Source organism: Nocardia asteroides (genome assembly GCF_021183625.1).
In the GTDB taxonomy this organism is placed as follows: Bacteria; Actinomycetota; Actinomycetes; order Mycobacteriales; family Mycobacteriaceae; genus Nocardia; species Nocardia asteroides_A.
Genome location: NZ_CP089214.1, coordinates 4,154,913 through 4,178,509 on the forward strand (window position 1 = coordinate 4,154,913; position 23,597 = coordinate 4,178,509).

Genomic DNA, 23,597 nt, shown 5'->3' on the forward strand with positions numbered 1-23,597 from the left:
CGCTCAGCGGGTGCCGCCGCCGAAGAGCCGCTCCAGCGCGGTGATGAAGTAGGGGAAGTGGCTCGCGAAGCGGCGCAGGTCGCGATCGCGCTCGAAGCCACCGAACCAGTAGAGCCCGGGGTCGCCGTCGGCGGTCGGATCGAGATCGCCGAACACCCGTATCCAGTTGTCCCCGCGCCCGCCGACCACCGTGAAGGGCAGGGCCCGGGAGAACAGCAGCTCCTGCTGATCGACCGGGACGTCCCCCCGCCGGACCTGCTCAAGCCCGCGCTGCATGGCGCGGAGCTGGGCGGCGAGCTCGCGGCCGCGGTCGGTGCGCAGCGGCAGCCTGCTCGGCAGCAGCAGCGCGGCCACCCCGCCGAGCGCGATGGCGACGCCGACCAGTGCGTGCCCCGCGGTCAGCGCGAGCGCGACGGACACCGCGGCGCCGACCGCGATGAGCGCCGCGCCGAGGTAGCGCGGCAGCGCGCGGCCGCGCGGGTCGGTGAAGGTGCCGCGCGCGACGGCGTCGGCGATCAGCCCGGCGCGCAGGGCGTCCAGCGACATCCGGCCGGGGGCGCTGAGCTCGGAGAAGCGGACGGTGTCCGCCCCGGCGGGCAGCAGCGTCTCGTAGACGATCCGCTCGTAGTCGCGCAGCTGGTCGTCGGCCGGGTTCACCCGCTCGATCCGCCAGTCGGCCTCCGCGATCCGGGTGATCCGCAGGTAGCGGCGGACCGCGAGGTCGACGACGGTGGCGGCGAGGTCGACCGGGTCGGCGTGCTCGTCCAGCAGCAGCCCCGCCTCGCCGGGCAGCACGCCCTCCGGCGAGGTGAACTGCACGGTGCTGCCTTCTCGCAGCAGCGGGTCGATGACGCGGGTGCCGTCGTCGGCCACGCCGCGCCGCGCCCGCAGCACCAGCGCCGCCATGCCGGCCAGCGCGGCGAGCAGCACGCCGAAGGCGATCAGCGCGGGCGCGGAGACCGCGAACGGCGACCGGCCCGGCTCGGTGACGTCGGCATTGGCGGGCACCGTATTCGGCGGCAGCTGCAGCCGCAGGTCGATGGCGTCGCCGCGCTGCAGCCCGGTCTGCTCCAGGTAGAGCACGCCGTCCGGCTCGATGTGCACGTCCGCACAGGGCCTGGTGGCGCCGATCGGGCCGAGTTTGCAGTCGACCAGCGCCATTTGGTAACTCGGCGCGACCACCGTGGCGCTGATCGACGAGACGTCGGCGTTCAGCAGCCCGACCCAGTTGAAGACCTGGCTCTCCGGCGCGACTCCGACGGTATTGCGCACGTGGTAGCGGAAGGTCGACTCGCCCGGGTTCGCCTCGATGGTGAACCGGTCGTCGGCGAAGGTCGTCGTCCCGGTGCCCTGCGTGGCCACGTCGGTGACCTCGAAGCGGCGCTCCCTGCCGTCGCCGAGATCGAGCCGCAGCGGCAGCGACATCGTGAACTGCCCGCCGTCCGGCACCGAAATCGTCTCGACCACCTCGAGCACGCCGTCCCGGTTCAGCGTCAGATCGGCGATGATCGCGGCCCCCGGCGCCGGCTGGGCGGGGGCGAGCGGCGCGGTGGCCAGGGGTGCGGCCGCGGCCAGGAGCAGGAGTGCGGCTCGGGCGCCCCCCCGAAAACTCAGCATGGCTGGATACTCTAGACGGGTTGCTATCCTGCGTCGGCGGCTGTTGAACCTGTGAAGCGGAGGGGGACGGTGGAGTGACTCGACCTCCGCACGGTCATGGCCCGGTGTCCGGAGGTCAGGGGCCGTACGATCCCTACCGGCCGCCCCCCGGGCAGCGCCCGCCACAGGGCTATCCGCAGCAACCCGATCCGCGCAGGCCGCCCGGGTACCCCGCGGCGCCCCCCGGGCACTCCGCTTCACCGCCGGGCTACCCCGCGCAGCCCCCCGGGCACTCCGCGCCGCCGCCGGGCTACTCCGCGCCGCCGCCGGGTTATGCCGCGCCGCCGGGGCGGCCGAGTTCGCCGCAGGGGCGGTCAAATCCGTCATCGGGTTACGCGCCGCCGCAGGCGTATTCGCAGCAGCGGCCGCAGCCCTACGGCGCGCCGCAGCCCTACGGCGCGCCGCAGCCGTACGGCGCGCCCCCGCCGTACGGGAGGCCGCCCGCGCCCTACGGCCCGCCGGGGCGCCCGAACCGGCCGCGCAGGTCCGGCGGCGGCAAGATCGTCTTCACCGTGCTCGCGGTCGTGATCGCGGTGGTCGTCGGGCTGGTGCGGCTCGGCGCCGCCGCGCACACCGCCGACCAGTCCACCGGGCCGGACCCGAGCTTCGGCTACCAGCCGCCGGGCGAGACCGAGAGCGGCCCGGCCGAGACCGCCGTCAACCCGCTGCTCACCGACGCATCGGCCACCCTGCTGCCCGCCGACTGCGACTACGCGCCGTGGGGCACCGGGGTCGAGGTGGCGCGCACCTTCTTCGAGACCGCGGCTGGGTGCCTGGCGGACGCCTGGCGCCCGGTACTGACCGAGGCCGGTCTCCCGTTCTCCGACCCGGCGCTCTCGGTCACCGCCTCCACCGCGGGCGTCACCACCCCGTGCACCGGCACCACCAGCGAGTTCGCCGCGTTCTACTGCCCGGCCAACCAGACCGTCTACATGCCGATCAGCCAGCTGCAGACCGACATCTTCAAGGACAACTGGGTGGTCTACCTGTCGGTCTTCGCGCACGAGTACGGCCACCACGTGCAGGCGCTGAGCGGCATCCTGCGCAAGGCGAACAGCGACCGGGTGGACGCCGGGGTGCGCAGCACGCAGGGGCTCGAGCTCTCCCGCCGGGTCGAGCTGCAGGCCAACTGCTTCGACGGCATGTTCATCGGCAGCTCGTCGGAGGCGGGCTCGCTGAGCTCCACCCAGCTCAACGTGGCCAGGCGCGACGCCTACGGCCGCGGCGACCAGGCGGGCGACATGCGCGACCACGGCACCGCCGAGAACGGCGGCGAGTGGTTCGAGACCGGCGTCGAGCAGAACCGCACCGCCCGCTGCAACACCTTCACCGCCGCCGCGGGGCAGGTGAACTGAGCCAGGTCAGCGCCCGGCGAGCAGCCGCTGCGCCAGCGGGCCGGGCGCGGGCAGGTCGTTCGGGGTGGTCAGCCAGCCAGCGGTGACCAGCCAGAGCCGCTGCACGTGCGCGTCGGCGGTGTCGAAGAAGACCCGGCGGCCGCGGTTGTCCCGCAGGTCGTGGGCGAGCGTGTTCCACCGCGGCGAGCGGCCGTACCTGGTGCGGTGGTCGTCGGCGAAGCGCGCGACCAGGGTGCCGATCGTCTCCACCGGTTGCAGCGAGACCCGCTGCCCGTACTTGGCGGCGTGGAAGCGGCGACCCGCGCAGAGCGAGCGCGGGCTGGTGTTGTAGGCGATCCAGCCCGCCCGCTGCGCCCGCTCCAGCAGCCAGAGGTGCCGCACGGAGGTCGGCGCGACGTCGCCGACGTGCTCGCGGACCGCCGTGTGCACGGCGGGGGCGTCGAGGACGTCGCGGCGGGTGGGGCCGGTGCCGTGCCGGATCCAGTGGTCGTGGGTGAGCCGGGCCAGGATGCGGCCGAAGTCGTCGATGCCGCACTGCGCGAGCTCGCCGAGCCGTGCGGTCCGCTCGGCCTCGCCGCGCAGCTCCCGGTGCGCGATGTGGGTGCGGACCGCGGCGAGCGTCGGCACCTCGCCCTGCTCGAGCAGCTCCAGGATGGCCGCGGCGGCGGCGGGCTCGGCGGCGGCGGTGATCGGGAGCGGCTCGCGCTCCGGCGCGAACTCCGGCGGATCGATGGCCCGGCTCAGCAGGGCGACCGCGGAGCGGTCGGCGGCGAACTCGGTGCGCGCGAGCCAGGCTGCGGCGATGGTGTCACACGACGGCACGGCGATACACACTCCTCGACGAATCGGTGGCGATCGTGTCGCCGCTGGATTCCGTGGTGGCGCTGAATATTCCGGGGATCAATCCACGATAACCAGCACATTGCACGCCGTCGGCACGACAAACCTGATGCGTGCGGGCGGTAAAAGCCGGGGTAAACCAGCATCAGGTCGGCTTGGCGAGCTGTCGGGCGGTTCCCGTCGAGTGAACGGCAGCCGAACGATTGTCGGCAGCGGGTGATTGCTCCCCGATAGCCCGGTGCGGTGTGCCCTGGGTCCGGGAAAAGGGTTCGTGCAGCAGTGTGATTTACGTCACTTATTGCGCTTCGTGGCGCGCCGGAACGCTTTCCGGACAGGCGGAACGCGGCTGGCTCGCTGTCGGTGGCCGCCGGTAACCTCTGGCCGTGGCTCTGTACCGGAAGTACCGACCGGCAACATTCGCTGAGGTGGTGGGGCAGGAGCACGTCACCGAACCGCTGTGCACCGCGCTCGACACCGGCCGCATCAGCCATGCCTACCTGTTCTCCGGCCCGCGCGGCTGCGGCAAGACCTCGTCGGCGCGCATTCTGGCGCGCTCGCTGAACTGCGTGGACGGGCCGACCTCGACGCCGTGCGGAGTCTGCTCCTCCTGCGTGGCGCTCGGCCCCGGCGGGCCGGGCAACCTGGACGTGATCGAACTCGACGCCGCGAGCCACGGCGGTGTCGACGACACCCGCGAGCTGCGCGACCGCGCCTTCTACGCGCCCGCGGAGTCCAGGTACCGGGTGTTCATCGTCGACGAGGCGCACATGGTGACGACGGCGGGCTTCAACGCCCTGCTCAAGATCGTCGAGGAGCCGCCCGCGCACCTGATCTTCGTCTTCGCCACCACCGAGCCGGAGAAGGTGCTGCCCACCATCCGCTCGCGCACCCACCACTACCCGTTCCGGCTGCTTCCGCCCGCCACCATGCGCGGGCTGCTCGGGAAGATCTGCGAGCAGGAGGGGGTGCCGGTCGAGGACGCGGTGTACCCGCTGGTCATCCGGGCCGGCGGTGGTTCGCCGCGAGACAGCCTGAGCGTGCTCGACCAGCTGCTGGCCGGGGCGGGGCCGGCGGGCGTCACCTACCCGAGGGCGGTGGCGCTGCTCGGCGTCACCGACGTGGCGCTGATCGACGGGGCGATCGACGCGCTCGCGGTCTCCGACGGCGCCGCGCTCTTCGGGGTGGTCGAGCAGGTGATGGAGGCGGGGCACGACCCGCGGCGCTTCGCCGTCGACCTGCTGGAGCGGCTGCGCGACCTGATCCTGGTCCGGGCGGTGCCCGACGCCACCGAGCGCGGGCTGGTCGCGGGCCCCGACGACGTGCTGGAGCGGCTGCGCGAGCAGGCGGGGCGGATCGGCCCCGCCACCCTCACCCGGTACGCCGAACTGCTGCACGAGGGGCTCGGCGAGATGCGCGGCGCCACCGCGCCCCGGCTGCTGCTCGAGGTGGTCTGCGCGCGCATGCTGCTGCCCGCCGCCTCCGACTCCGACGCGGCGACGCTGCAGCGGTTGGAGCGGTTGGAGAAGGCCGTGGCGGGCGGGGTCTTCGCGGCGCCGAGCGGTGCGGGCGCGACCGTCGCCGTCCCGCCGGATCCGGCGCCCGTCGCCGGCGCCGATCAGCCGCAGCGGCGGCGCGGGGCCGAGGCGATGGCGTTGCTCCGGCGGGAGCGCGGGGGTGAACCGGACGGGTCGTCCGATGACGGTGCCGCGAGCGCGTCCGACGCTCCGGCGGCGAGTGATGCCGCCCAGCGGGCCGAAGAGGCGCCCGAGCTCGGCCGGCAGGAGGTGCCGGGGAGTGGATCGGACAGCAGCCGGGCCGAGTCGGCCGTTGCCGCTCCGCGCGAAGGACAGCCGGCTGCGGCCGACGGCATCGGTGCGGCTCCGACCGGCGCGAGCCCCGCTGTCCCGCCTTCGGGTGACCAGGGTCCGCTCGGCGCGGATACGGTGGCCCGGCCGGTGGTCGATGGCGAGCGGGAGATCCGCGAGGCGTCTGCCGCGGGCGCAACCGGGCCGACGGCGGACGTCGGTGAGCGTTCGTCGGAGGCTGCCGCCGGGGACGGGACCGGGTCGAAGGTCGAGGTTGGGGAGGGTTCCCCCGGGGACGTGACCGGCCCGGTGAACGGTGGTCAGGGGGCGTCGCCCGCGGCCGATGGTGGCGGGCAGGAGTCTGCCGAGCGATCCGGTGCGACCCCGCCCGTGGTCGAGCCGCAGGAAACGGCTGCCGAGGTGCCCGCGCCGAGTACGGCGGACCCCGCTCCCGCAGCCGTCGAGGCACCGGCGGACGAATCGACGACTCAACCGGACGAGTCCGGCCCGGCGCCGGGCGGCGCCGGGGACTCGGATGCCGAGATCCAGCGCGTGGTGACCGAATCCTGGCCGGAGATCCGCAGCCGGGTCCGGGAATTCGGCCCGACCCTGCAGGCACTGCTCTCCGGCGCGTCGGTGCTGCGGGTGGAGCGCGGCGTCGTGGTGTTCGCGCACCAGAGCCCGCCACTGGCGCAGCGCCTCGCCGACCCGCGCAACGTGGAGGCGGTGCGCTCCGCCATCCGCGCGGTGCTGAACCGCGAGCTGGACCTGCGCTGGGAGGCGGGCGGCGCCCCGCCGCAGCGGCAGCAGGCCCCCGCCAGGCAGCAGGGCCGCGGCGGCGAGCGCAAGCCGGAGAAGAGCGCGGCCCGCTATTCCCGCCCCAGCCAGAACAAGGAGGGGAACCGCGCGCGCCCCGAGCCGGGCGCGGAGGAACCCGACGGGGAACCAACCTGGGGCCCGACGACCCGCCCCGAACCACCCGCCCCACCGGCCCCGCCGAGCGGCCGCACCATCTCCCTCCCGGCCGGCCGCGGCACCGCCGCGCCGCCGAGCCGCACTCCGTACGACGACGTCCCGCCCCCGGACTACCCCGACCTCCCCGACGACCCGGGCCCGGACGGCGCCTACCCGCCCGACCCCACCGCGACCAGCGGAAACGGCTCCGGCTACGGCGCGGGCGCCGCCATCCCGCCGACCACGGCGGAGGAGGAGCGGGAGATGCTGGAGGCCGCCGCGGAACCGGTGGCGCCCGGCGATCGGCGCGACCCGGACGAGCTGGCGCTCGAGCTGCTCCGCAGTGAGCTGGGTGCCACACGGCTGGATGGTTGACAACCCTTGCCCTCACCACGTTAAGTTAACCGGAGTTCGCACACGCGGTAGTATGGTCGGGTGGCCGAGCTCGGTCGGGGCGCGCAAACGCGCCGATCGCTGCATGACCGGTTTTGTACAGCGTCAGGACGGTCGGTCCCAGGGCCGGTCGGCGAGGTAACCCCCGCGCCCGCACCGCTCGCGGTACGGGCACGAAGCGTCTGGACGGACGAGAGTCCGCACCGCCGCACCCCTAGGAAGGAACACCCCGATATGACCACTGAGGCCTACATTTACGAGGCCATCCGCACCCCGCGCGGCCGTAACAAGAAGGGCACGCTGACCTCGGTCAAGCCGGTTGACCTGACCGTCGGTCTGGTCCAGGAGCTGCGCAACCGCTTCCCCAACCTCGACGAGGACCGGATCTCGGACCTCATCCTCGGTGTCGTCTCCCCGGTGGGTGACCAGGGCGGCGATATCGCCCGCACCGTCGTGCTCAGCGCCAAGCTGCCCGACACCGTCGGCGGCGTGCAGATCAACCGCTTCTGCGCCTCCGGCCTGGAGGCCGTCAACATGGCGGCGCAGAAGGTGCGCTCCGGCTTCGACGACCTGGTGCTGGCCGGCGGCGTCGAGTCGATGTCCCGCGTGCCGATGGGTTCGGACGGCGGCGCCTGGGCGCTCGACCCGGCCACCAACTACGACAACTACTTCGTCCCGCAGGGCGTCTCCGCCGACCTGATCGCCAGCATCGAGGGCTTCAGCCGCGATGACGTCGACGCCTACGCGGTGCGCTCGCAGGACCTGGCCGCCAAGGCCACCACCGGCGGCTACTTCGCCAAGTCCATCGTGCCGGTGAAGGACATCAACGGCCTGATCGTGCTGGACCGGGACGAGCACATGCGCCCGGGCACCACCGTCGAGGACCTGGCCAAGCTGAACCCCTCCTTCTCGGTGGTCGGCGAGATGGGCGGCTTCGACGCGGTGGCGCTGCAGAAGTACCACTTCGTGGAGAAGATCAACCACGTGCACCACGGCGGCAACAGCTCGGGCATCGTCGACGGCTCCGCGCTGGTCCTGGTCGGCAGCGAGGAGGCGGGCAAGGCCTCCGGGCTCACCCCGCGTGCGCGCGTCGTCGCCACCGCCACCTCCGGTGCGGACGGCACCATCATGCTGACCGGCCCCACCCCGGCCGCGCACAAGGTGCTGGCCAAGGCCGGGCTGACGCTGGACGACATCGACCTGGTCGAGATCAACGAGGCGTTCGCCTCCGTGGTGCTCAAGTTCCAGAAGGACCTGAACATCCCGGACGAGAAGCTGAACGTCAACGGCGGCGCCATCGCGATGGGCCACCCGCTCGGCGCCACCGGCGCCATGATCACCGGCACCATGGTCGACGAGCTGGAGCGCCGCAACGCGCGCTACGCGCTGGTCACCCTGTGCATCGGCGGCGGCATGGGCGTCGCGACCATCATCGAGCGGGTCTGACCCCAACCGGCAGCCGGAAATAGGAGACACAGAGCTGTGAGCGAAGCCAACATGATCGGTTGGGAACGGGATTCGGACGGCATCGTCGTACTGACGATGGACGACCCGAACCAGGGCGCCAACACGATGAACGAGCTGTACAAGAAGTCGATGACGGCCACCGTCGATCGGCTGGTCGCGGAGAAGGACGACATCACCGGTGTCGTGCTGACCTCGGCGAAGAAGACGTTCTTCGCCGGCGGCGACCTGAAGAACATGATGCACGTCGGCCCGGACGACGCGCAGGCGCTCTTCGACGAGCTGGCCGAGATCAAGGGCGCCCTGCGCAAGCTGGAGACGCTCGGCAAGCCGGTCGTGGCCGCCATCAACGGCGCCGCGCTCGGCGGCGGCCTGGAGATCGCGCTCGCCACCCACCACCGGATCGCGGCCGACGTGCCCGGCTCGCAGATCGGGCTGCCCGAGGCGACGCTCGGCCTGCTGCCCGCGGGTGGCGGCATCATCCGCACCGTGCGCAAGCTCGGCCTGCAGGTCGCGCTCATGCAGGTGCTGCTGCAGGGCCAGCGCAACAAGCCGGCCAAGGCCAAGGAGATCGGCCTGGTCGACGAGCTGGTCGGCTCGGTCGACGAGCTGGTCCCGGCCGCGAAGGCGTGGATCAAGGCCAACCCCGAGGGCGGCGTGCAGCCCTGGGACGTCAAGGGCTACAAGATCCCCGGCGGCACCCCGGCCTCGCCCGCCTTCGCGGCCAACCTGCCCGCCTTCCCGGCGAACCTGCGCAAGCAGCTCAAGGGCGCCAACATGCCCGCCCCGCGCGCCATCCTCTCGGCCGCGGTCGAGGGCTCGCAGGTCGGCTTCGACGACGCCTCGCTGATCGAGTCGCGCTACTTCGTGCACCTGCTCACCGGGCCGGTCGCGAAGAACATGATCCAGGCGTTCTTCTTCGACCTGCAGACCATCAACAACGGTGGTTCGCGGCCGAAGGACGTGCCGAAGCGCGAGATCACCAAGGTCGGCGTGCTCGGCGCGGGCATGATGGGCGCGGGCATCGCGTACGTCTCCGCCAAGGCCGGGTTCGAGGTCGTGCTCAAGGACGTCACCATCGAGGCGGCCGAGCGCGGCAAGAACTACTCCGAGAAGATCGAGGCCAAGGCGCTCTCCCGGGGCCGCACCACCGAGGAGAAGTCCAAGGCGCTGCTGGCCCGGATCACGCCCACCGCCGATCCGGCCGACTTCGCGGGCGTCGACTTCGTGGTCGAGGCGGTCTTCGAGAACACCGAGCTCAAGCACAAGGTGTTCCAGGAGATCGAGGACATCGTCGCCCCCGACGCGCTGCTCGGCTCGAACACCTCCACCCTGCCGATCACCGGTCTCGCGAACGGTGTGAAGCGGCAGGAGGACTTCATCGGGATCCACTTCTTCTCGCCCGTCGACAAGATGCCGCTGGTCGAGATCATCCGCGGTGAGAAGACCTCGGACGAGGCGCTGGCCAGGGTGTTCGACTACACCCTCGCGATCAAGAAGACCCCGATCGTGGTCAACGACAGCCGCGGCTTCTTCACCTCGCGGGTGATCGGCACCTTCGTCAACGAGGCGATCGCCATGCTCACGGAGGGCATCGAGCCCGCCACCATCGAGCAGGCGGGGCTGCACGCGGGCTACCCGGCCGCGCCGCTGCAGCTGACCGACGAGCTGAACATGAAGCTCATGCAGAAGATCGCCAGGGAGACCCAGGAGGCGGCCGAGCGGGGCGACATCACCCTCGGCGCCGAGCGGCACCCGGCGCTCGACGTCATCGACTTCATGGTCGAGCAGGGCCGCCCGGGCCGGCTGGAGAAGGCCGGCTTCTTCGAGTACGACGAGGACGGCAAGCGCCTGCACATCTGGCAGGGCATCCGGGATCACTACAAGACCAGCACCGAGCTGCAGGTCCCGTTCCAGGATCTGATCGACCGGATGCTGTTCGCCGAGGCCATCGAGACCCAGAAGTGCTTCGACGAAGGGGTGCTCACCTCGACCGCCGACGCCAATATCGGCTCGATCTTCGGTATCGGCTTCCCGGCCTGGACCGGTGGCGTGCACCAGTTCATCGTCGGCTACCCGGGTGGGCAGGAGGCCTTCGTGGCCCGTGCCGACTACCTGGCCGAGAAGTACGGCCGGCGCTTCGAGGTTCCGGCCTCGCTGCGCAAGTAGCAGGCAAGCCCGACGGGCCCGTCACCGCATCGCGGTGGCGGGCCCGTCGCTTTTCCCGCTGCACGGATCCGGGAAGCGCGCACCGTGTTTCGCTGTGGTGAACGGCACGGCGTTCGGTGACCGTACGGTTTGTGGTGTTCTTCACTCCTACTCGTGAGTTCGGCTATTTTTATCGCGTGTTAGTCGGGCGGACGGGTCGGGCCGTTGCAGGTGTATTGGCAGGTGCGGCACTCGTGCTGCCGGGGGGAGCGCCGATGGCGGGGGCCGCGCCGCCCCCGGTCCGGCTCCTCGGTGAACAGGTGCTTCCCTTCGGGCTGGAGTTCGACGGGACGGCGGTGGGCGGACTCTCCGGGATCGATTTCGCCGCGCGCACCGGCGAATACGTCCTGATCAGCGACGATCGCTCGGAACGCGACCCGGCCCGGTTCTACACCGCGCGGTTCGCCGTGGACGACAGGGGCATCGGCCCGATCACGCTCACCGGGACGCACCCGCTCCAGGCCCCCGATGGCGGTGAATACAGCGCGCTCTCGGTGGATCCCGAGGAGATCCGGGTGGATCCGCGCACCGGTGACTTCGTCTGGACCCAGGAGGGCGAGCGGTTCGAAGACCTGCTCATCGACCCGGCGACCCGGATCGCGCACCCGGACGGCGGCTACGCGGGCGAGCTCCCGATCGCGGGCAACACCGCCATGCGGGTGAATGCGGGCCCGCGCCGCAATGCCGGCCTCGAGGGCGCCACCTTCGCCGCCGACGGCATGCTCTTCGTGACCGCGCTGGAGGGGCCGCTGCTGCAGGACGGTCCCGAGCCGAGCGCCGCCGCGGGCGCGTCGGTCCGGCTCACCGTGCAGGCGCGCTCGGGGCCGGTGCTCGCGCAGTACGCCTACCCGGTGGAGCCGATCTTCGCGCCCGGCGACGGCAACAACGGCGTCTCGAGCATCCTCGCCGAGAACCCGCTCGACCCCACCAAGCTGCTGGTGCTGGAGCGGGGCTACGTGCCGGGGCAGGGCAACCGGATCCGGATCTTCCGCGCCGACATCGCGGGCGCGGGCACCGTGCTGGACAAGCCGATCGGCGGCGCCAAACCGGTCGGCAAGCAACTGGTGGCCGATCTCACCCAGCTCGGCCTCGGCCACGTGGACAATATCGAGGGGATGACCTGGGGGCCGCGGCTCGCCACCGGTGAGCGCACGCTGATCCTCGTGAGCGACAACAACTTCGACGACAAGCAGAAGACGCAGGTGATCGCGCTGGCGCTGCGCTGATCGGAACCTCCGATCGGTCGTACGCCGCCGCGCCGGGCGGAAGCGCACCGGACCGGCATTCGGCGCGCTACTTTGGAAGGTGTGCGCCACGCCGTCGAGTGAGGTCGAGGTGGTCCGGTGAACCTACCCTCGCCGGAACGGGCGGCCCCCGACCGGGGACCGGCCGGATCCGAGACCAGCAGGCACCTGCCCGACCCGGGCCCGGCCGACGAGCTGGAGGAGATCGTCGCCGAGCTGGCCGGGATGGGGCTCGCCGAGGCGGCGACCATCGGCCGCGGCGGCTTCGGCGTCGTCTTCCGCTGCGTGCAGGCCGCGCTCGGCCGGGTGGTCGCGGTGAAGGTGCTCTCCTCGGATCTGGATGCCGAGAGCCGGGCCCGCTTCCTGCGCGAGGAGCAGGCCATGGGCAGGCTCTCCGGGCACCCCAACATCCTGGACATCCTGCAGGTCGACGTCACCCCGAGCGGGCTGCCGATCATCGTCATGCCGTTCTGCGTGCGCGGCTCGCTGGACGACACGCTGCGCGAGCAGGGGCCGCTCGGCTGGGCCGACACGCTGCGCGCCGGCGTCCGGCTGTCCGGCGCGATCGAGAGCGCGCACCGGGCCGGCATCCTGCACCGGGACGTGAAACCGGCGAACGTGCTGCTCAGTGCCTACGGCGAACCGCAGCTCACGGATTTCGGCATCGCCCGCATCCCGGGCGGATTCCGGACCTCGGGCAATCTCATCACCGGCTCGCCCGCCTACACCGCGCCGGAAGTGCTCGGCGGCCAGGAGCCGAGCGTGCGCTCCGACATCTACGGCCTCGGCGCCACGCTCTTCGCGGTGCTCACCGGGCACGCCGCCTTCGAAAGGCAGGCGGGGGAGAAGGTGGTGGCCCAATTCCTGCGGATCACCACCCAGCCCGTGCCCGACCTGCGCCAGCACGCCATCCCCGACGATGTCGCCGGCGTGATCGAGCGGGCCATGGCCCCCGACCCCGACGACCGCCCACACAGCGCCTACGCCTTCGGTGAGCTGCTGCGCGCGGTGCAGCGGGCGCACGGCAGGCCGCCGGACGAGATGGCGCTGCCGCTGGTCGCCGACGCCGGGTTCGGCGGGGCGGACGGCGGGGTCGGCAGCACCGGCGCGGACTCCGGCCCCGAGCCGACCCGGCGCGGTGCCCCCGGATGGGAGGGGAGGGAGCGCAGCACCGTCCCGCCCACCCCGGCCACCAAGTTCCGGCCGCCGACCCCGCTGCGCGCGCCGGTGCGCCGCGACGCGCTGCTGCACATCCTGCGCGCGGGCGGGCTGCGCAGGCTGGCGCTGATCCACGCCCCCGCCGGGTACGGCAAGAGCACGCTGGCCGCGCAGTGGCGGGCGGAGCTGCAGGAGCGCGGGATCGCCGCCGCGTGGATCGGGATCGACGCCGACGACGACGCCGCGAGCTGGTTCCTCGCGCACATGGTCGAGGCGATCCGGCGGGTGCGCCCCGATATCGGGCTCGGCCTCGGGCAGGTGCTGGAGGAGCGGCCCGCGGACGGCATCGGCTACGTCGTCGCCACCCTGATCGACGAGCTGCACTCCTCGGGCGAGCCGGTGGTCGTGCTGATCGACGACTGGCACCGGATCACCGACGAGGGCGCCCGCGGCGTGCTGGACACCCTGCTCGGCAACGGCTGCCACCACCTGCGCTTCGTCATCGCGACCAGGGATCTCGGCGCGCTGCCGCTGAGCAGGCTCCGGGTCGACGACGAACTGGTCGAGATCGACGCCGCGCGGCTGCGCTTCGGCCCCGACGAGACCGGCGCGGTGCTCGCGCACGGCGAGCCGCCGACCCTGAGCGACGCCCAGGTCGAGGCGATCGCCGCGGCCACCGACGGCTGGCCCGCCGCGGTCGCGCTGGCCGCGCTCTCGCTGCGCAACGGCGCCGATCCGGAGCGGCTGGTGCAGAGCCCCGGCGCACACGGCATCGGCGAGTACCTCACCGAGAACGTGCTCGACGCCCTCGAGCCGCGGCTGCTCGACTTCCTGATGGACGTCTCGGTGACCGAGCGGGTCAGCGGCGCGCTGGCCACCGCGCTGACCGGCGACCAGGAGGCCGAGCTGCTGCTCGCCGACGCCGAGTCCAGGGAGCTCTTCGTCACCCGCAGCAACCGCGACCCGAGCTGGTTCCGGATCCAGCCGCTCTTCGCCGAGTACCTGCGCGCCCGGCTGGACCGGGTGCGGCCCGGCCGCTCCCGCGCGCTGCACCGCAAGGCATCCCGCTGGTTCGCCGAGCATCAGCAGCTGCGCAAGTCGGTGGACCACGCGCTCGCCGCGGCCGACCTCACCATGGCGCTCGACCTGCTCGAGGGCGGCGGCATGGACCTGATCGACGGGTCGAGGCTGGCGACGCTGCTCGGCACCGTCTCCAAGCTGCCGATGCAGCAGGTGGCGTCGCGCTCCAAGCTGCTCATGGCGGTGGCGCGGGCCAATGTGAACCTGCAGCAGTCCGGCGCGGCGCGGAGCACGCTCGGGAAGCTCTCGAACCTGCTGGCGCGCGGGTCGTCGGACGATGCCGAGGTGGTCGCCCAGCGCTGCGAGGCCGCGGTGCTCGCCGCCGCGGACGACGTCGCGCGGGACCGCACCGACGGCGTGCTCGATCAGGTGGCCGACTGCCTGGACCGGGCCGCCGAGCTGCCCGCCTGGACCGTCTCCACCGCCGCCAACCTGGCGGGCTTCGTGCACTGGGCGGAGTTCGACTTCGCCGAGGCGGCGCGGGTGCAGCACCTGGCCGCCGAGTACCACGCCGGGTCGAAGGATCCGCTCGGCGCGGTCTTCGGGCTGTGCGGGGAGGGGGCGGCCGCCTACGAACTGCTCGATGTCGGCGTCGCGGACGACCGGTACCGGCGGGCCTACGAGCTGGCGCTGGACAAGTCGGGGCCGCGCTCGCACGCGGCCAGGCTGGCGGCGGCGATGCTCGGCGAGCTGCGGTACCGGCAGGGGGATCTGGAGGCGGCGGCCGAGCTGCTCGACGAGAGCCATCGGCTCGCCACCCGGATCGGGCCGGTGGAGTTCCTGGTCCCCGCCTACGTGATCGGGGCGCGGGTGAAGGCGCTGCGCGGCGATCCGGCCGCCGCGATCGCCCGGCTGGACGAGGGGGCCCGGCTGGCCGAAACCAACGACCTGGCCCGGCTCGCCGCGCACGTGCGGGCCGAGCGGCTGCGGCTCGGGTTCGCGGTGCCGGAGCCGATGGAGCCGGACGGGGCGACCTACGGGGCCGGGCGGCGGCGCGGGGCGGCGGCGTTGATCGCCGAGGCGGAGGAGGTCGCGGCGGTGCGCACCCTGTTGGCGCAGCATGCTGCGGGGGGCGAGGGTGAGCCGGCGGATCGGGCGGTGCGGCGGGCGCGGGCGTTGCGCAGCCGGACCGTGGAGCAGGCGCGGCCGCGGGCCGAGCTCGACACCACGCTGCTGCTCGCGGAGTGCCTCGCCGCCGCGGGGTGGGTCGGGGAGGCGGCGCATCTCGTGCGGCCCGTCGCCGCCACCTGCGCGGAGATCGGGTGGCCGCGGCCGCTGCTCGACACCGGGCCGGGGATCACGGCGATCCTCCGAGTGCTCGGAGCGGAAGAGTAAGAAGTATTTCCACCCCTACGGGGTAGAGCCCCTTCGGCTGCCGCCGGAGCGAGAAGCCCTCCGGCTGGCGAGGGCGGGCCACACTTCCCGGAGGACCAGGCCCCGGGGCGTTGTCCCACCCCGGGGTCGCCCACCCCCGGGGTGGGCAAGAATCCGCCCAGCCCGGAGGGTGCGGGAACTACGGGGTCCACCAGGGGCGGAGGGGAACGTTCCAGAGACCGTCGGGGCCGAGTTTGACCCCGAGCACCTGGTGCAGCTGCACCACATTGCGCTGGAACCCGAGCCGGCTCCCGGCCATGTACAACCCCCAGACCTTGGCGGTCCCCTCCCCGGCCTCGGCGACGCAGGCATCCCAGTTCTCGACCAGGTTGTCGCACCACTCGGCCAGCGTCAGCGCGTAGTGCTCGCGCAGGTTCTCCTCGTGCAGCACCTCGAGCCCGACGTTCTGGATGTCGCTGATGATCCGCCCGGAGCCGATCAGCTCGCCGTCCGGGAACACGTAGCGGTCGATGAAATCGCCCGCCTTGGTGGTCCTGGTGTTGTCGTGCCTGGTGATGCAGTGGTTCAGGAAGAGCCCGCCCTCGCGCAGCTTGCCCTGGATGAAGCGGAAGTAGCTCGGGTAGTTGTGCACCCCGATGTGCTCGGTGAGCCCGATCGAGGAGACGGCGTCGAACCCGGACTCCGGAATGTCGCGGTAGTCGCTGTGCCGCACCTCGGCGAGCTCCGAGAGCCCCTCGTCGGCGATCTTCTGCCGCGCCCACGCCGCCTGCTCGGCGGAGAGCGTCGCCCCGATCACCCGGACTCCCCGCCGGGCGGCGTAGCGCACCATTCCACCCCAGCCGCAGCCGATGTCGAGCAGCCGGTCACCCGCCTGCAGCTTCAGCTTGTCGAAGACCAGCCGGTACTTGTTCTCCTGCGCCTGCTCCAGCGTCCAGTCCGGCTCGCCGTAGGCGGCGCAGGTGTAGGTCATGGACGGGCCGAGCACGTGCTCGTAGAACGCGTTGGAGACGTCGTAGTGGTGGTGGATCGCCTCCGCGTCCCTGGTCTTGGAGTGCCGCAGCCCCTCCAGCGCCACCCGGCGCCAGCGCGGCAGCGTCTCCTGCGGCGGCGGCGGGACCGGGCGCAGCCGCTCCCAGCCCAGCGAGCGCGCGATGGTGACCAGGGTCAGCGCCGAGGGCCGGTGGAACTTCAGCGACTGGATGGCGCGCAGCACCGGGTACGGGTCACCCGGGTGCACGCCGTGCACGATCAGGTCGCCGGCGATGTAGGCCCTGGCCAGGCCGAGGTCGCCGAGCGCGTTCACCAGGTAGTTGATGCCGCGCGGATTGCGGATCTCCAGGACGAACTCGGAGTCCTCCGGGCCGGTCGCGCTGCCGTCGAACGCGGTGAATCGAACCGGCACCGGGCCGTCGATCAGCGTTTCGATGATCTCCGCGATCGTCAATTTCGTTCCGAGTTCGGCCAATACGTCGGATCGGTCTCGGAAAGTTGTCATTGTCTCTGCACCGCCTTCGCATACAGGTCCAGCAGCCGCTGGTCCGGGTCGTAACGTTTTTTCAACTCGGTGTAATGGCTGCCGCCGTAGAGCGCCGAGAATTCATCCTTGTCGTAGAAGGAATCCGAGTACAGCGATTTGTGGCCGTCGAACTCGGTGACGGTGCGCTCGATGGCGCGGTTGGCCGCGCCCTCCGGCTGTCCGGGAACGGTCGGCACCGCCGACCAGAAGCCCACGTTCACGTAGGTGCGCCCCGGCGCCAGCGGGTACAGCGGCCAGGCGCGCCCGTCCGCGGCGGCCTCGGCCCCGCTGTCGCGCAGGCGCAGCGGGCAGAGCCAGATCGGCTCGATCGGGATCTCCCGCAGGAACCACTCGACGAAGTCGGCGGTGCGCTCCACCGGAACCTCGATGTCCTGCACCACCCGCTCCTGCGGCGGGTTGCCCTTCCGCGCGCCGAGCCGGTCCGCGATCCCGTACCTGCGGTCCAGCGCGACCAGCTTCCAGTAGAAGCTGCTGCGGCGGTATTTCTTCGGCCAGAACCGGCGGATGCGCGGGTTCTGCGTGCCGAAGGCGCGGGAGCACCAGAACCAGTCGGTGTCCCAGCGCCAGAGGTAGTCGCCGATGCCGAGCCGGTCGCGCTTCGGGGCGGCGCCGTCGTGCCTGATGGACTGGTAGAAGATATCCATCCCGGTGTAATCGCTGGTCGGGCCCGGTTCGTCGGTCTGCCTGCCGAGTACCAGGTAGCTCTCGTCGGCGGTGAAGACCACGCCGTCCAGGTAGTCGACCTGCTCGCCGTCGTGCGTCCGGTCAAGCACGATCCTGGTCAGCGCGGCCTCGAGCGCGCGCAGGTCGTAAAAGCGCACGTGCCGCAGCTCGACGTAGGGGAGCACCGGCTCCAGCTCGATCTTCAGCCGGACGGTGTAGCCGAGCGTGCCGTAGGAGTTGGGGAAGCCGCGGAAGAGGTCGGCGTACTCGCCGTCGGGGCGGACGGTGCGGATCTCGCCGGAGCCGGTGAGGACATCCATCTCCAGCACCGACTCGTGCGGCAGCCCGCTGCGGAACGAGCTGGACTCGATGCCGAGCCCGGTCACGGCGCCGCCGAGGGTGATCGTCTTGAGCTGCGGCACCACCAGCGGCGCCAGCCCGTACGGCAGCGTGGCGGCGACCAGGTCCTCGTAGGTGGTCATGCCCGCGACGTCGGCGGTGCGTGCCTCCGGGTCGACCGCGATCACCGAGGTGAGGCCGGAGACATCCAGCCCGGGAGCGGAATTGCTCGCCCGCGCCCGGAACAAATTCGAGGTTTTCTTCGCCAAACGGACATTTGCATCGGGCGGAATGGCGCGATAGCTCGCGAGTAGTCGCTCGACGCCTTCCTGATGCGCGGCGAAACCGGATTCGCGTGTGGCCGGGACATGGCCGGCCTTCCTCATCGGACTCACTGCCACCCCTCGACGCTAGTACGTCGAACCGGCACCGGCCATCAAGTTCACCGTGTCGGCCGAGAAATGTCACGGGAGACGGCGAAGAGGGAACAAGCAGGTAACACGGCGGTGTTGTATCCGCCTCGACGGTGGGCGCGCATTCGTGCCGGAACACCGCATCGGGCAGGATCTCAGGCGTCCGGGCGCCTCAGCCCGGACGTTTCGGACAGCAGGGCGCCGGGGCAGGCGTCCGGAGAAGGAGTGCGAAGTGGGACAGGTCAGCGCCAGCAGTTCGATCACGGTGCCCGCGGATCCCCAGCGGGTGCTGGCGGCCGTGGCCGACTACGACACCGTCCGGCCGCGCATCCTCAGCGCGCACTACCGCGACTACCGCGTGCTCGAGGGCGGCAAGGGCACCGGCACCGTCGCCGAGTGGATCCTGCAGGCCACCGAGAAGCGGCAGCGCAGCGTGCACGCGGTCGTGACCGCGACGGATTCCACCGTGACCGAGCAGGATTCGAACTCCACCCTGGTCACCACCTGGACCGTGAGCCCCGACGGCACCGGTTCCGCGGTCACGCTGCGCACCACGTGGAACGGCGCCGGCGGGGTCAAGGGCATCTTCGAGGGCATCTTCGCCCCGCTCGGCCTGAAGAAGATCCAGGCCGAGGTGCTGGAGAACCTGAAGAACGAATTGGCGTAGGGGTCTCGCGGTACTCGATGGGCGAGCCGCTAGCGCGTCTCGCCGATATCGAACAGGTTCCCCTCGGGATCGCTCAGCGTGGTCCAGCGCGCGCCGTACTCGTCGAACTCGCCGAGCTGCTTCGCGCCGAGGGCGAGTGCCCGCTCGACCTGCGCCCGCCGCTCCGGCGTGTGCAGGTCGAGGTGCACCGAGTTCTTGCCCGGCGTCCTGTCCGGCACCTTGATGAACATGAGCGTCGGGGCGCCGCCCACGGTGGCGAAGTACTCCGAGGCCTCCGGATCGACCTTCCGGTCGAGCAGTTCGGCGTAGAAGCCGGCCAGCGCGGCGGCGTTCTCGCTGTCGATGGTGACGTGCGCGAGCTCGAGTGCCATGGTTCCTCCTGAATCAGCGGATGGGCCAGCAGATTTCGGTGCGGTAGCCGGCCGGGTCGTCGATCCGGTCCGGCCCGGCCAGGTAGATTTCGCGGATCGGCTCGGGCAGCGAGACGTCGTGCGCGGCGACGTGGCTGCCGAGCGCGCCGTAGCTGCGGTCGAAGTCCTCGAAGCCGCCCTCGTGCACGGCGACCGCGAAGCGGCCGCCGGGAAGTTCGGTGAGCAGCGGCGCGGGGTGGGTGCCGGCGGCCGCGGGCAGGGACCCGCCGGTGCCGGGCGGCACCGGGACGTACGCCGTCACCTCGCCCGCGTCCTCCGCGAACCAGGCGGCGGAGTACGTCGCCCCGCCCGGCCCGGCGGGCGGTACCCCCGCGGCCGCCAGCGTCCGGTGGAGCAGGGCGAAGGCGCTGCCGCACCAGGCCCCGATATCGGCGCGGGCCACCGCATCGGTGACGGTGAGCGCGGGGAACGCGGCCGTGCTGCGGTACTCCACCGCGAGCGCGCGCGTTCCCGGCGCGAGCAGCGCGCGCAGCGAGGCGACCACGTCGCGGGTGCGGTTCAGCTCCTCCTCCATCCGGAGCAGGTGCGCGCACAGCGCGGCGTCCCTCGTCGGCCCGTCGGCCGCCCCGAGCACCGTGCGGATCTCCTCCACCGGCATGTCCAGCGCGCGCAGGCGGCGGATCAGGTGCGCGGACGGCACCTGATCCACCGAGTAGCGGCGGTAGCCCGAGCCCGGGTCGATCGCCGCTGGCTCGAGCAGCGCGATGTCGTGGTAGTACCGCAGCGCCTTCACGCTGAGGTAGGTCAACCGGGAGAACTCCCCGATCGGGACGGTCGCTGTCATGGGTTCAGCGAACACCCTCCCGTGGCGGGAGAGTCAACCGATCACGGCGTGGCGACCACGAAGGTCAGCAGCAGCGTGTTCACCTCGTCGAGCCACCACGAGTAGCCGAACCAGACCCCGGGCGCGACCTCGCGCACCTCGTCGTGCACCTGCGGGGTCGGTGACGGCGTGTAGTCCAGCACCCAGGCCGGGCGGCCGTCGAGCAGCGCGGTGCCGCGGTAGCTGTTCGCCGGCCAGGCGGCGATGTCGAGCGCGGTGACCCGATTGGTGAGGGGGCCGCCGTCCGGGCCGGTGGCGAAGGTCTTGCCGATCCAGAACGCGGGGGTGATGTCCTGGATGTAGCCGGGGCGCACCACCCAGCCGCTGGTGACGCCGCGCGGGGCGGCGCCGGGCGGGGCCTCGTGGAACAGCAGATCCTGCTGGTCCGGCGTGCAGCGGAAGCGGAGCGCATCGATGGTCGCCGCTCGATTGCCGGAGTCCAGGACACAGCCGCCGCCGTAGTCGGCGACACCCGAGTCGGCCTGCGCGGCGCCGGTGCAGGCGAACAGCAGCGCCGACGCCGACGCGGCTATGGTGAGAACGGACTTACGGAGAAGCGGGGACATCGTCGGCTCCAGGGTCGCTACCGGTCATCGTTTGCTGTCCGAGAAAGATCGCCGCACTGTAGCCAGTGCAACATTTCTCCCGGGCCCGACCCGAGTTCCATGATAAATCCTCGCAAAACCGGCGATGTACCGGTCCCCGGCGCGGACTAGTCTGGACGCTGACATTCCCGCCCGCTGGAAGGAATTCTCGTGCAACCCGATGGCCAGTTCGACATGCAGCAGCTCCTCGCGCAAGCGCAGCAGATGCAGCAGGCGGTGATGGAGGCCCAGGCCGAGATCGCGGCCTCCGAGGTGCAGGGGCAGGCAGGCGGCGGCCTGGTGCAGGTCACCATCAAGGCATCCGGCGAGGTGGTCGCGCTGACCATCGATCCGAAGGTCGTCGACCCCGAGGACGTCGACGGGCTGCAGGACCTGGTGATCGGCGCGGTCAACGACGCGATGGCGAACGCGCAGCAGCTCGCGGCCGACCGGCTCGGCCCGCTCTCCGGCGGCCTCGGCGGCGGCCAGCTGCCCGGCTTCTGAGGCCGTAGGTGTACGAGGGCCCGGTCCAGGATCTGATCGACGAGCTGGGGCGGCTGCCCGGCGTCGGACCGAAGAGCGCGCAGCGCATCGCCTTTCACCTGCTCGGAGTCGAGGCGCCGGAGATCGACCGGCTGCAGGCGGCGCTGCAGAAGGTGCGCGACGGCGTGCGCTTCTGCGCCGAGTGCGGCACCGTCTCCGACGGCGAGCTCTGCCGCATCTGCGTCGACCCGCGCCGCGACCGCACCATGATCTGCGTGGTCGAGGAGCCGAAGGACGTGCAGGCGATCGAGCGCACCCGCGAGTTCCGCGGCCGCTACCACGTGCTCGGCGGCGCGCTCGACCCGCTCAACGGCGTCGGGCCGGACCAGCTCCGCATCCGGCAGCTGCTCGCCCGCATCGGGAACCAGCAGGACGGGGTCGACGTCAGCGAGGTCATCATCGCGACCGACCCGAACACCGAGGGCGAGGCAACGGCCACCTACCTGGTGCGCATGCTGCGCGACTTCCCCGGGTTGTCGGTCACCCGGTTGGCCTCCGGGCTGCCGATGGGCGGTGACCTGGAGTTCGCGGACGAGCTGACCCTCGGCCGGGCGCTGTCGGGGCGTCGCGCGCTCTGACGCCGGGGGGTGGTGCATCGCGGGCGGGCGGATTAGCCTGCGGGCAATGGGGATCGAATTTCTGCTGACCACCGTGATCATCGCGGCGACGCCGGGCACCGGGGTGCTGTTCACGGTGGCGGCCGGGCTGGCCCGTGGTGCCAGGGCGTCGGTGGTCGCGGCCTTCGGCTGCACGCTCGGCGTGGTGCCACACGTGCTTGCGGCGGTCACCGGCCTCGCGGCGCTGCTGCACACCAGCGCGCTTGCCTTCCAGACGGTGAAGTACCTCGGTGTCGCCTACCTGCTCTATCTGGCCTGGAGCACACTGCGCGAGCGCGGCGCGCTCACGCTGCCCGAACCGGGTGAGGCCCCGTCGGCGCGCCGGGGGATCGGGTCCGCGGTACTGCTGAATCTGCTCAACCCCAAGCTGACGCTCTTCTTCGTCGCCTTCCTGCCACAGTTCGTTCCGATCGACGCCGCGGCCGCGCACCCGGCCATGCTTGCCGCGGGCGGGGTGTTCATGGCCGTCACCTTCGTTGTGTTCGTCGGCTACGGGCTGGGTGCCGCGGCCATGCGCGCGAATGTGCTGGCCAGGCCGCGGGTGGTGGGGTGGATGCGCCGCGTCTTCGGCGCGTCGTTCCTGCTCCTGGCCGGCCGCTTGGCGGTGCAGGACCGCTGAGGAGTCAGAGCTCGACCGGGCTCCAGGTGACCCGGTCGAAGCGGGTGCGCTCGCCGCGGGCCCAGTCCCAGATGAGCGCGGCGACGGTGCCGGCGTCGGGGATCACCGTGCCGAAGTGGCGATCGGCGGCGCCGTCGCGGTACTCCAGGGTGTACTCGCCGGAGTCTTCGCGGTAGGTCTGGATGTAGTCGTTCGGGCCGCGGTCGACCACCAGGTAGGGGTTCGGGGCGGCCAGGCCGGCGACCCAGTCCTCGGCCAGCCGCTCGGTGAGGTAGGGGAATTCGCCCGCGCCGCCGTGGCTGACGGCCAGCGGGAGGTGGCCGGCCGGGTCGATGAGCCAGGCGAGCTGCGGGTCGAAGAGCGCGTAGCCGCGTGGGGTGGCCAGCTCGAAGAGCAGGGCGCGGCCGAAGCCGATGGCGTCGTACGGCATCGCCACCGGCAGGGTGTCGCCCGTCGCGTGCCCGCCGATCGGCGACACGCTGAGGAACGAGTCGTCCTCGGGCAGTTCCCCGTTGCGCCGGTTCAGCTCGGCGGCGATCTCGGCGACGGCGGCCGATTCGGGCTTGCCCTCCTGGGCGTCCAGGTACTCCTCAGCCGCAGGCACCGTCGACGCGACACCGGAGGGCAGCAGGACCAGGTCGTAGCTCACCCGGCGAGCCTACCGAGGCCGCGCTCCGCGCAGCCGCAGCCACCCGCGAGGTCGGTGCACTCCACCACGAAGAGGTGCCGCACCACCTCGAAATCGACGCAGCCGCCCTCGGTGCACGCGGCGATCCGCCCGGCGTGCCCGATCAGCGTCCCGTGGCAGTGATCCGTTCCGGCCGCGCAGGCCGGGCATGCGTTCGCTCCCATGTACTCCGGTCTACCAC

The 23,597-nt window shown here is 72.0% G+C and carries 19 protein-coding genes; 10 read left to right on the forward strand and 9 right to left on the reverse strand.

From position 1 onward, the window contains the following. Positions 1-3: 3 nt before the first annotated feature. The gene (locus tag LTT61_RS19690; protein WP_233015549.1) at positions 4-1,617 is read right to left on the reverse strand and encodes a DUF2207 family protein; all 1,614 of its coding nucleotides are present in this window, start codon (positions 1,615-1,617) and stop codon (positions 4-6) included. Between the two features lie 104 nt (positions 1,618-1,721). Here LTT61_RS19690 and LTT61_RS19695 point away from each other — a divergent pair, with 104 nt between their 5' ends. Next, positions 1,722-3,011: a neutral zinc metallopeptidase gene (locus LTT61_RS19695; RefSeq protein WP_233015550.1), complete on the forward strand. Its 1,290-nt coding sequence runs from the start codon at positions 1,722-1,724 to the stop codon at positions 3,009-3,011. Between the two features lie 6 nt (positions 3,012-3,017). Here the strand turns inward: LTT61_RS19695 and LTT61_RS19700 are convergent, their stop codons facing one another. After that, positions 3,018-3,833, reverse strand: coding sequence for a hypothetical protein (locus tag LTT61_RS19700; protein WP_233015551.1), 816 nt, complete (start codon positions 3,831-3,833; stop codon positions 3,018-3,020). 401 nt (positions 3,834-4,234) lie between these two features. Here LTT61_RS19700 and LTT61_RS19705 point away from each other — a divergent pair, with 401 nt between their 5' ends. The 5 genes from LTT61_RS19705 to LTT61_RS19725 all read left to right on the forward strand — a co-directional run bounded on the left by LTT61_RS19705 (position 4,235) and on the right by LTT61_RS19725 (position 15,492). Next, the gene (locus LTT61_RS19705; RefSeq protein ID WP_269821766.1) at positions 4,235-6,985 is read left to right on the forward strand and encodes a DNA polymerase III subunit gamma and tau; all 2,751 of its coding nucleotides are present in this window, start codon (positions 4,235-4,237) and stop codon (positions 6,983-6,985) included. A gap of 252 nt (positions 6,986-7,237) precedes the next feature. Then, complete coding sequence (locus LTT61_RS19710; RefSeq protein ID WP_233015553.1) at positions 7,238-8,449, forward strand: acetyl-CoA C-acetyltransferase; 1,212 nt, start codon at positions 7,238-7,240, stop codon at positions 8,447-8,449. Between the two features lie 36 nt (positions 8,450-8,485). After that, positions 8,486-10,636, forward strand: coding sequence for a 3-hydroxyacyl-CoA dehydrogenase NAD-binding domain-containing protein (locus LTT61_RS19715; protein WP_269821767.1), 2,151 nt, complete (start codon positions 8,486-8,488; stop codon positions 10,634-10,636). Positions 10,637-10,890: 254 nt separating this feature from the next. Next, positions 10,891-11,901 carry an esterase-like activity of phytase family protein gene (locus LTT61_RS19720; protein ID WP_233015554.1) on the forward strand — a complete coding sequence of 337 codons (1,011 nt, stop codon included), beginning with the start codon at positions 10,891-10,893 and terminating at the stop codon, positions 11,899-11,901. 117 nt (positions 11,902-12,018) lie between these two features. Beyond that, positions 12,019-15,492: a serine/threonine-protein kinase gene (locus LTT61_RS19725; RefSeq protein WP_233015555.1), complete on the forward strand. Its 3,474-nt coding sequence runs from the start codon at positions 12,019-12,021 to the stop codon at positions 15,490-15,492. Positions 15,493-15,670: 178 nt separating this feature from the next. Here the strand turns inward: LTT61_RS19725 and LTT61_RS19730 are convergent, their stop codons facing one another. Both LTT61_RS19730 and LTT61_RS19735 read right to left on the reverse strand, forming a co-directional pair. Next, positions 15,671-16,987: a class I SAM-dependent methyltransferase gene (locus LTT61_RS19730; RefSeq protein WP_233015556.1), complete on the reverse strand. Its 1,317-nt coding sequence runs from the start codon at positions 16,985-16,987 to the stop codon at positions 15,671-15,673. Next, positions 16,984-18,417 carry an FAD-binding oxidoreductase gene (locus LTT61_RS19735; RefSeq protein WP_233021099.1) on the reverse strand — a complete coding sequence of 478 codons (1,434 nt, stop codon included), beginning with the start codon at positions 18,415-18,417 and terminating at the stop codon, positions 16,984-16,986. Before LTT61_RS19735 ends, LTT61_RS19730 begins: the two co-directional genes overlap by 4 nt. 259 nt (positions 18,418-18,676) lie before the next feature. Between LTT61_RS19735 and LTT61_RS19740 the strand changes: the two genes are divergently transcribed. Then, positions 18,677-19,111 carry an SRPBCC family protein gene (locus LTT61_RS19740; protein WP_233015557.1) on the forward strand — a complete coding sequence of 145 codons (435 nt, stop codon included), beginning with the start codon at positions 18,677-18,679 and terminating at the stop codon, positions 19,109-19,111. Between the two features lie 29 nt (positions 19,112-19,140). On the opposite strand, the gene LTT61_RS19745 is transcribed toward LTT61_RS19740, so the two are convergent. The 3 genes from LTT61_RS19745 to LTT61_RS19755 are packed head-to-tail and all read right to left on the reverse strand — an operon-like array spanning position 19,141 to position 20,931. After that, positions 19,141-19,482, reverse strand: coding sequence for a VOC family protein (locus tag LTT61_RS19745; protein ID WP_233015558.1), 342 nt, complete (start codon positions 19,480-19,482; stop codon positions 19,141-19,143). 13 nt (positions 19,483-19,495) lie between these two features. Further along, a complete protein-coding gene (locus LTT61_RS19750) occupies positions 19,496-20,326 on the reverse strand; it encodes a MerR family transcriptional regulator (RefSeq protein ID WP_233015559.1) in 831 nt (276 codons plus the stop codon). A gap of 41 nt (positions 20,327-20,367) precedes the next feature. Next, complete coding sequence (locus LTT61_RS19755) at positions 20,368-20,931, reverse strand: hypothetical protein (protein ID WP_233015560.1); 564 nt, start codon at positions 20,929-20,931, stop codon at positions 20,368-20,370. A gap of 189 nt (positions 20,932-21,120) precedes the next feature. On the opposite strand from LTT61_RS19755, the gene LTT61_RS19760 reads away from it, so the two are divergent. Genes LTT61_RS19760 through LTT61_RS19770 form a run of 3 tightly spaced genes read left to right on the forward strand, consistent with a single transcriptional unit; the run spans position 21,121 to position 22,728 of the window. After that, entirely contained in the window at positions 21,121-21,453 is a 333-nt protein-coding gene (locus tag LTT61_RS19760) for a YbaB/EbfC family nucleoid-associated protein (RefSeq protein ID WP_233015561.1), read from the forward strand. Positions 21,454-21,461: 8 nt separating this feature from the next. Further along, positions 21,462-22,070 (forward strand): recombination mediator RecR, encoded by a 609-nt coding sequence (recR, locus tag LTT61_RS19765; RefSeq protein ID WP_233015562.1) that lies wholly within the window; start codon positions 21,462-21,464, stop codon positions 22,068-22,070. 46 nt (positions 22,071-22,116) lie between these two features. Next, positions 22,117-22,728 carry a LysE family translocator gene (locus tag LTT61_RS19770; protein ID WP_233015563.1) on the forward strand — a complete coding sequence of 204 codons (612 nt, stop codon included), beginning with the start codon at positions 22,117-22,119 and terminating at the stop codon, positions 22,726-22,728. A gap of 4 nt (positions 22,729-22,732) precedes the next feature. Here LTT61_RS19770 and LTT61_RS19775 read toward each other — a convergent pair whose 3' ends face one another. Together LTT61_RS19775 and LTT61_RS19780 are read right to left on the reverse strand one after the other, a co-directional pair. After that, positions 22,733-23,377 (reverse strand): hypothetical protein, encoded by a 645-nt coding sequence (locus LTT61_RS19775; protein ID WP_233015564.1) that lies wholly within the window; start codon positions 23,375-23,377, stop codon positions 22,733-22,735. Continuing rightward, the gene (locus LTT61_RS19780) at positions 23,374-23,580 is read right to left on the reverse strand and encodes a hypothetical protein (RefSeq protein ID WP_233015565.1); all 207 of its coding nucleotides are present in this window, start codon (positions 23,578-23,580) and stop codon (positions 23,374-23,376) included. The genes LTT61_RS19775 and LTT61_RS19780 overlap by 4 nt, the downstream gene beginning before the upstream one ends. Between the last annotated feature and the right edge of the window lie 17 nt (positions 23,581-23,597).

What these genes read in the sequence shown, in the direction of transcription:
- LTT61_RS19690 (WP_233015549.1), bottom strand. Translation starts at nt 1,617, where the DNA reads ATGCTGAGTTTTCGGGGGGGCGCCCGAGCCGCACTCCTGCTCCTGGCC.
- LTT61_RS19710 (WP_233015553.1), top strand. Translation starts at nt 7,238, where the DNA reads ATGACCACTGAGGCCTACATTTACGAGGCCATCCGCACCCCGCGCGGC.
- LTT61_RS19720 (WP_233015554.1), top strand. Translation starts at nt 10,891, where the DNA reads ATGGCGGGGGCCGCGCCGCCCCCGGTCCGGCTCCTCGGTGAACAGGTG.
- LTT61_RS19730 (WP_233015556.1), bottom strand. Translation starts at nt 16,987, where the DNA reads ATGACAACTTTCCGAGACCGATCCGACGTATTGGCCGAACTCGGAACG.
- LTT61_RS19735 (WP_233021099.1), bottom strand. Translation starts at nt 18,417, where the DNA reads ATGAGGAAGGCCGGCCATGTCCCGGCCACACGCGAATCCGGTTTCGCC.
- LTT61_RS19745 (WP_233015558.1), bottom strand. Translation starts at nt 19,482, where the DNA reads ATGGCACTCGAGCTCGCGCACGTCACCATCGACAGCGAGAACGCCGCC.
- LTT61_RS19750 (WP_233015559.1), bottom strand. Translation starts at nt 20,326, where the DNA reads ATGACAGCGACCGTCCCGATCGGGGAGTTCTCCCGGTTGACCTACCTC.
- LTT61_RS19755 (WP_233015560.1), bottom strand. Translation starts at nt 20,931, where the DNA reads ATGTCCCCGCTTCTCCGTAAGTCCGTTCTCACCATAGCCGCGTCGGCG.
- LTT61_RS19770 (WP_233015563.1), top strand. Translation starts at nt 22,117, where the DNA reads ATGGGGATCGAATTTCTGCTGACCACCGTGATCATCGCGGCGACGCCG.
- LTT61_RS19780 (WP_233015565.1), bottom strand. Translation starts at nt 23,580, where the DNA reads ATGGGAGCGAACGCATGCCCGGCCTGCGCGGCCGGAACGGATCACTGC.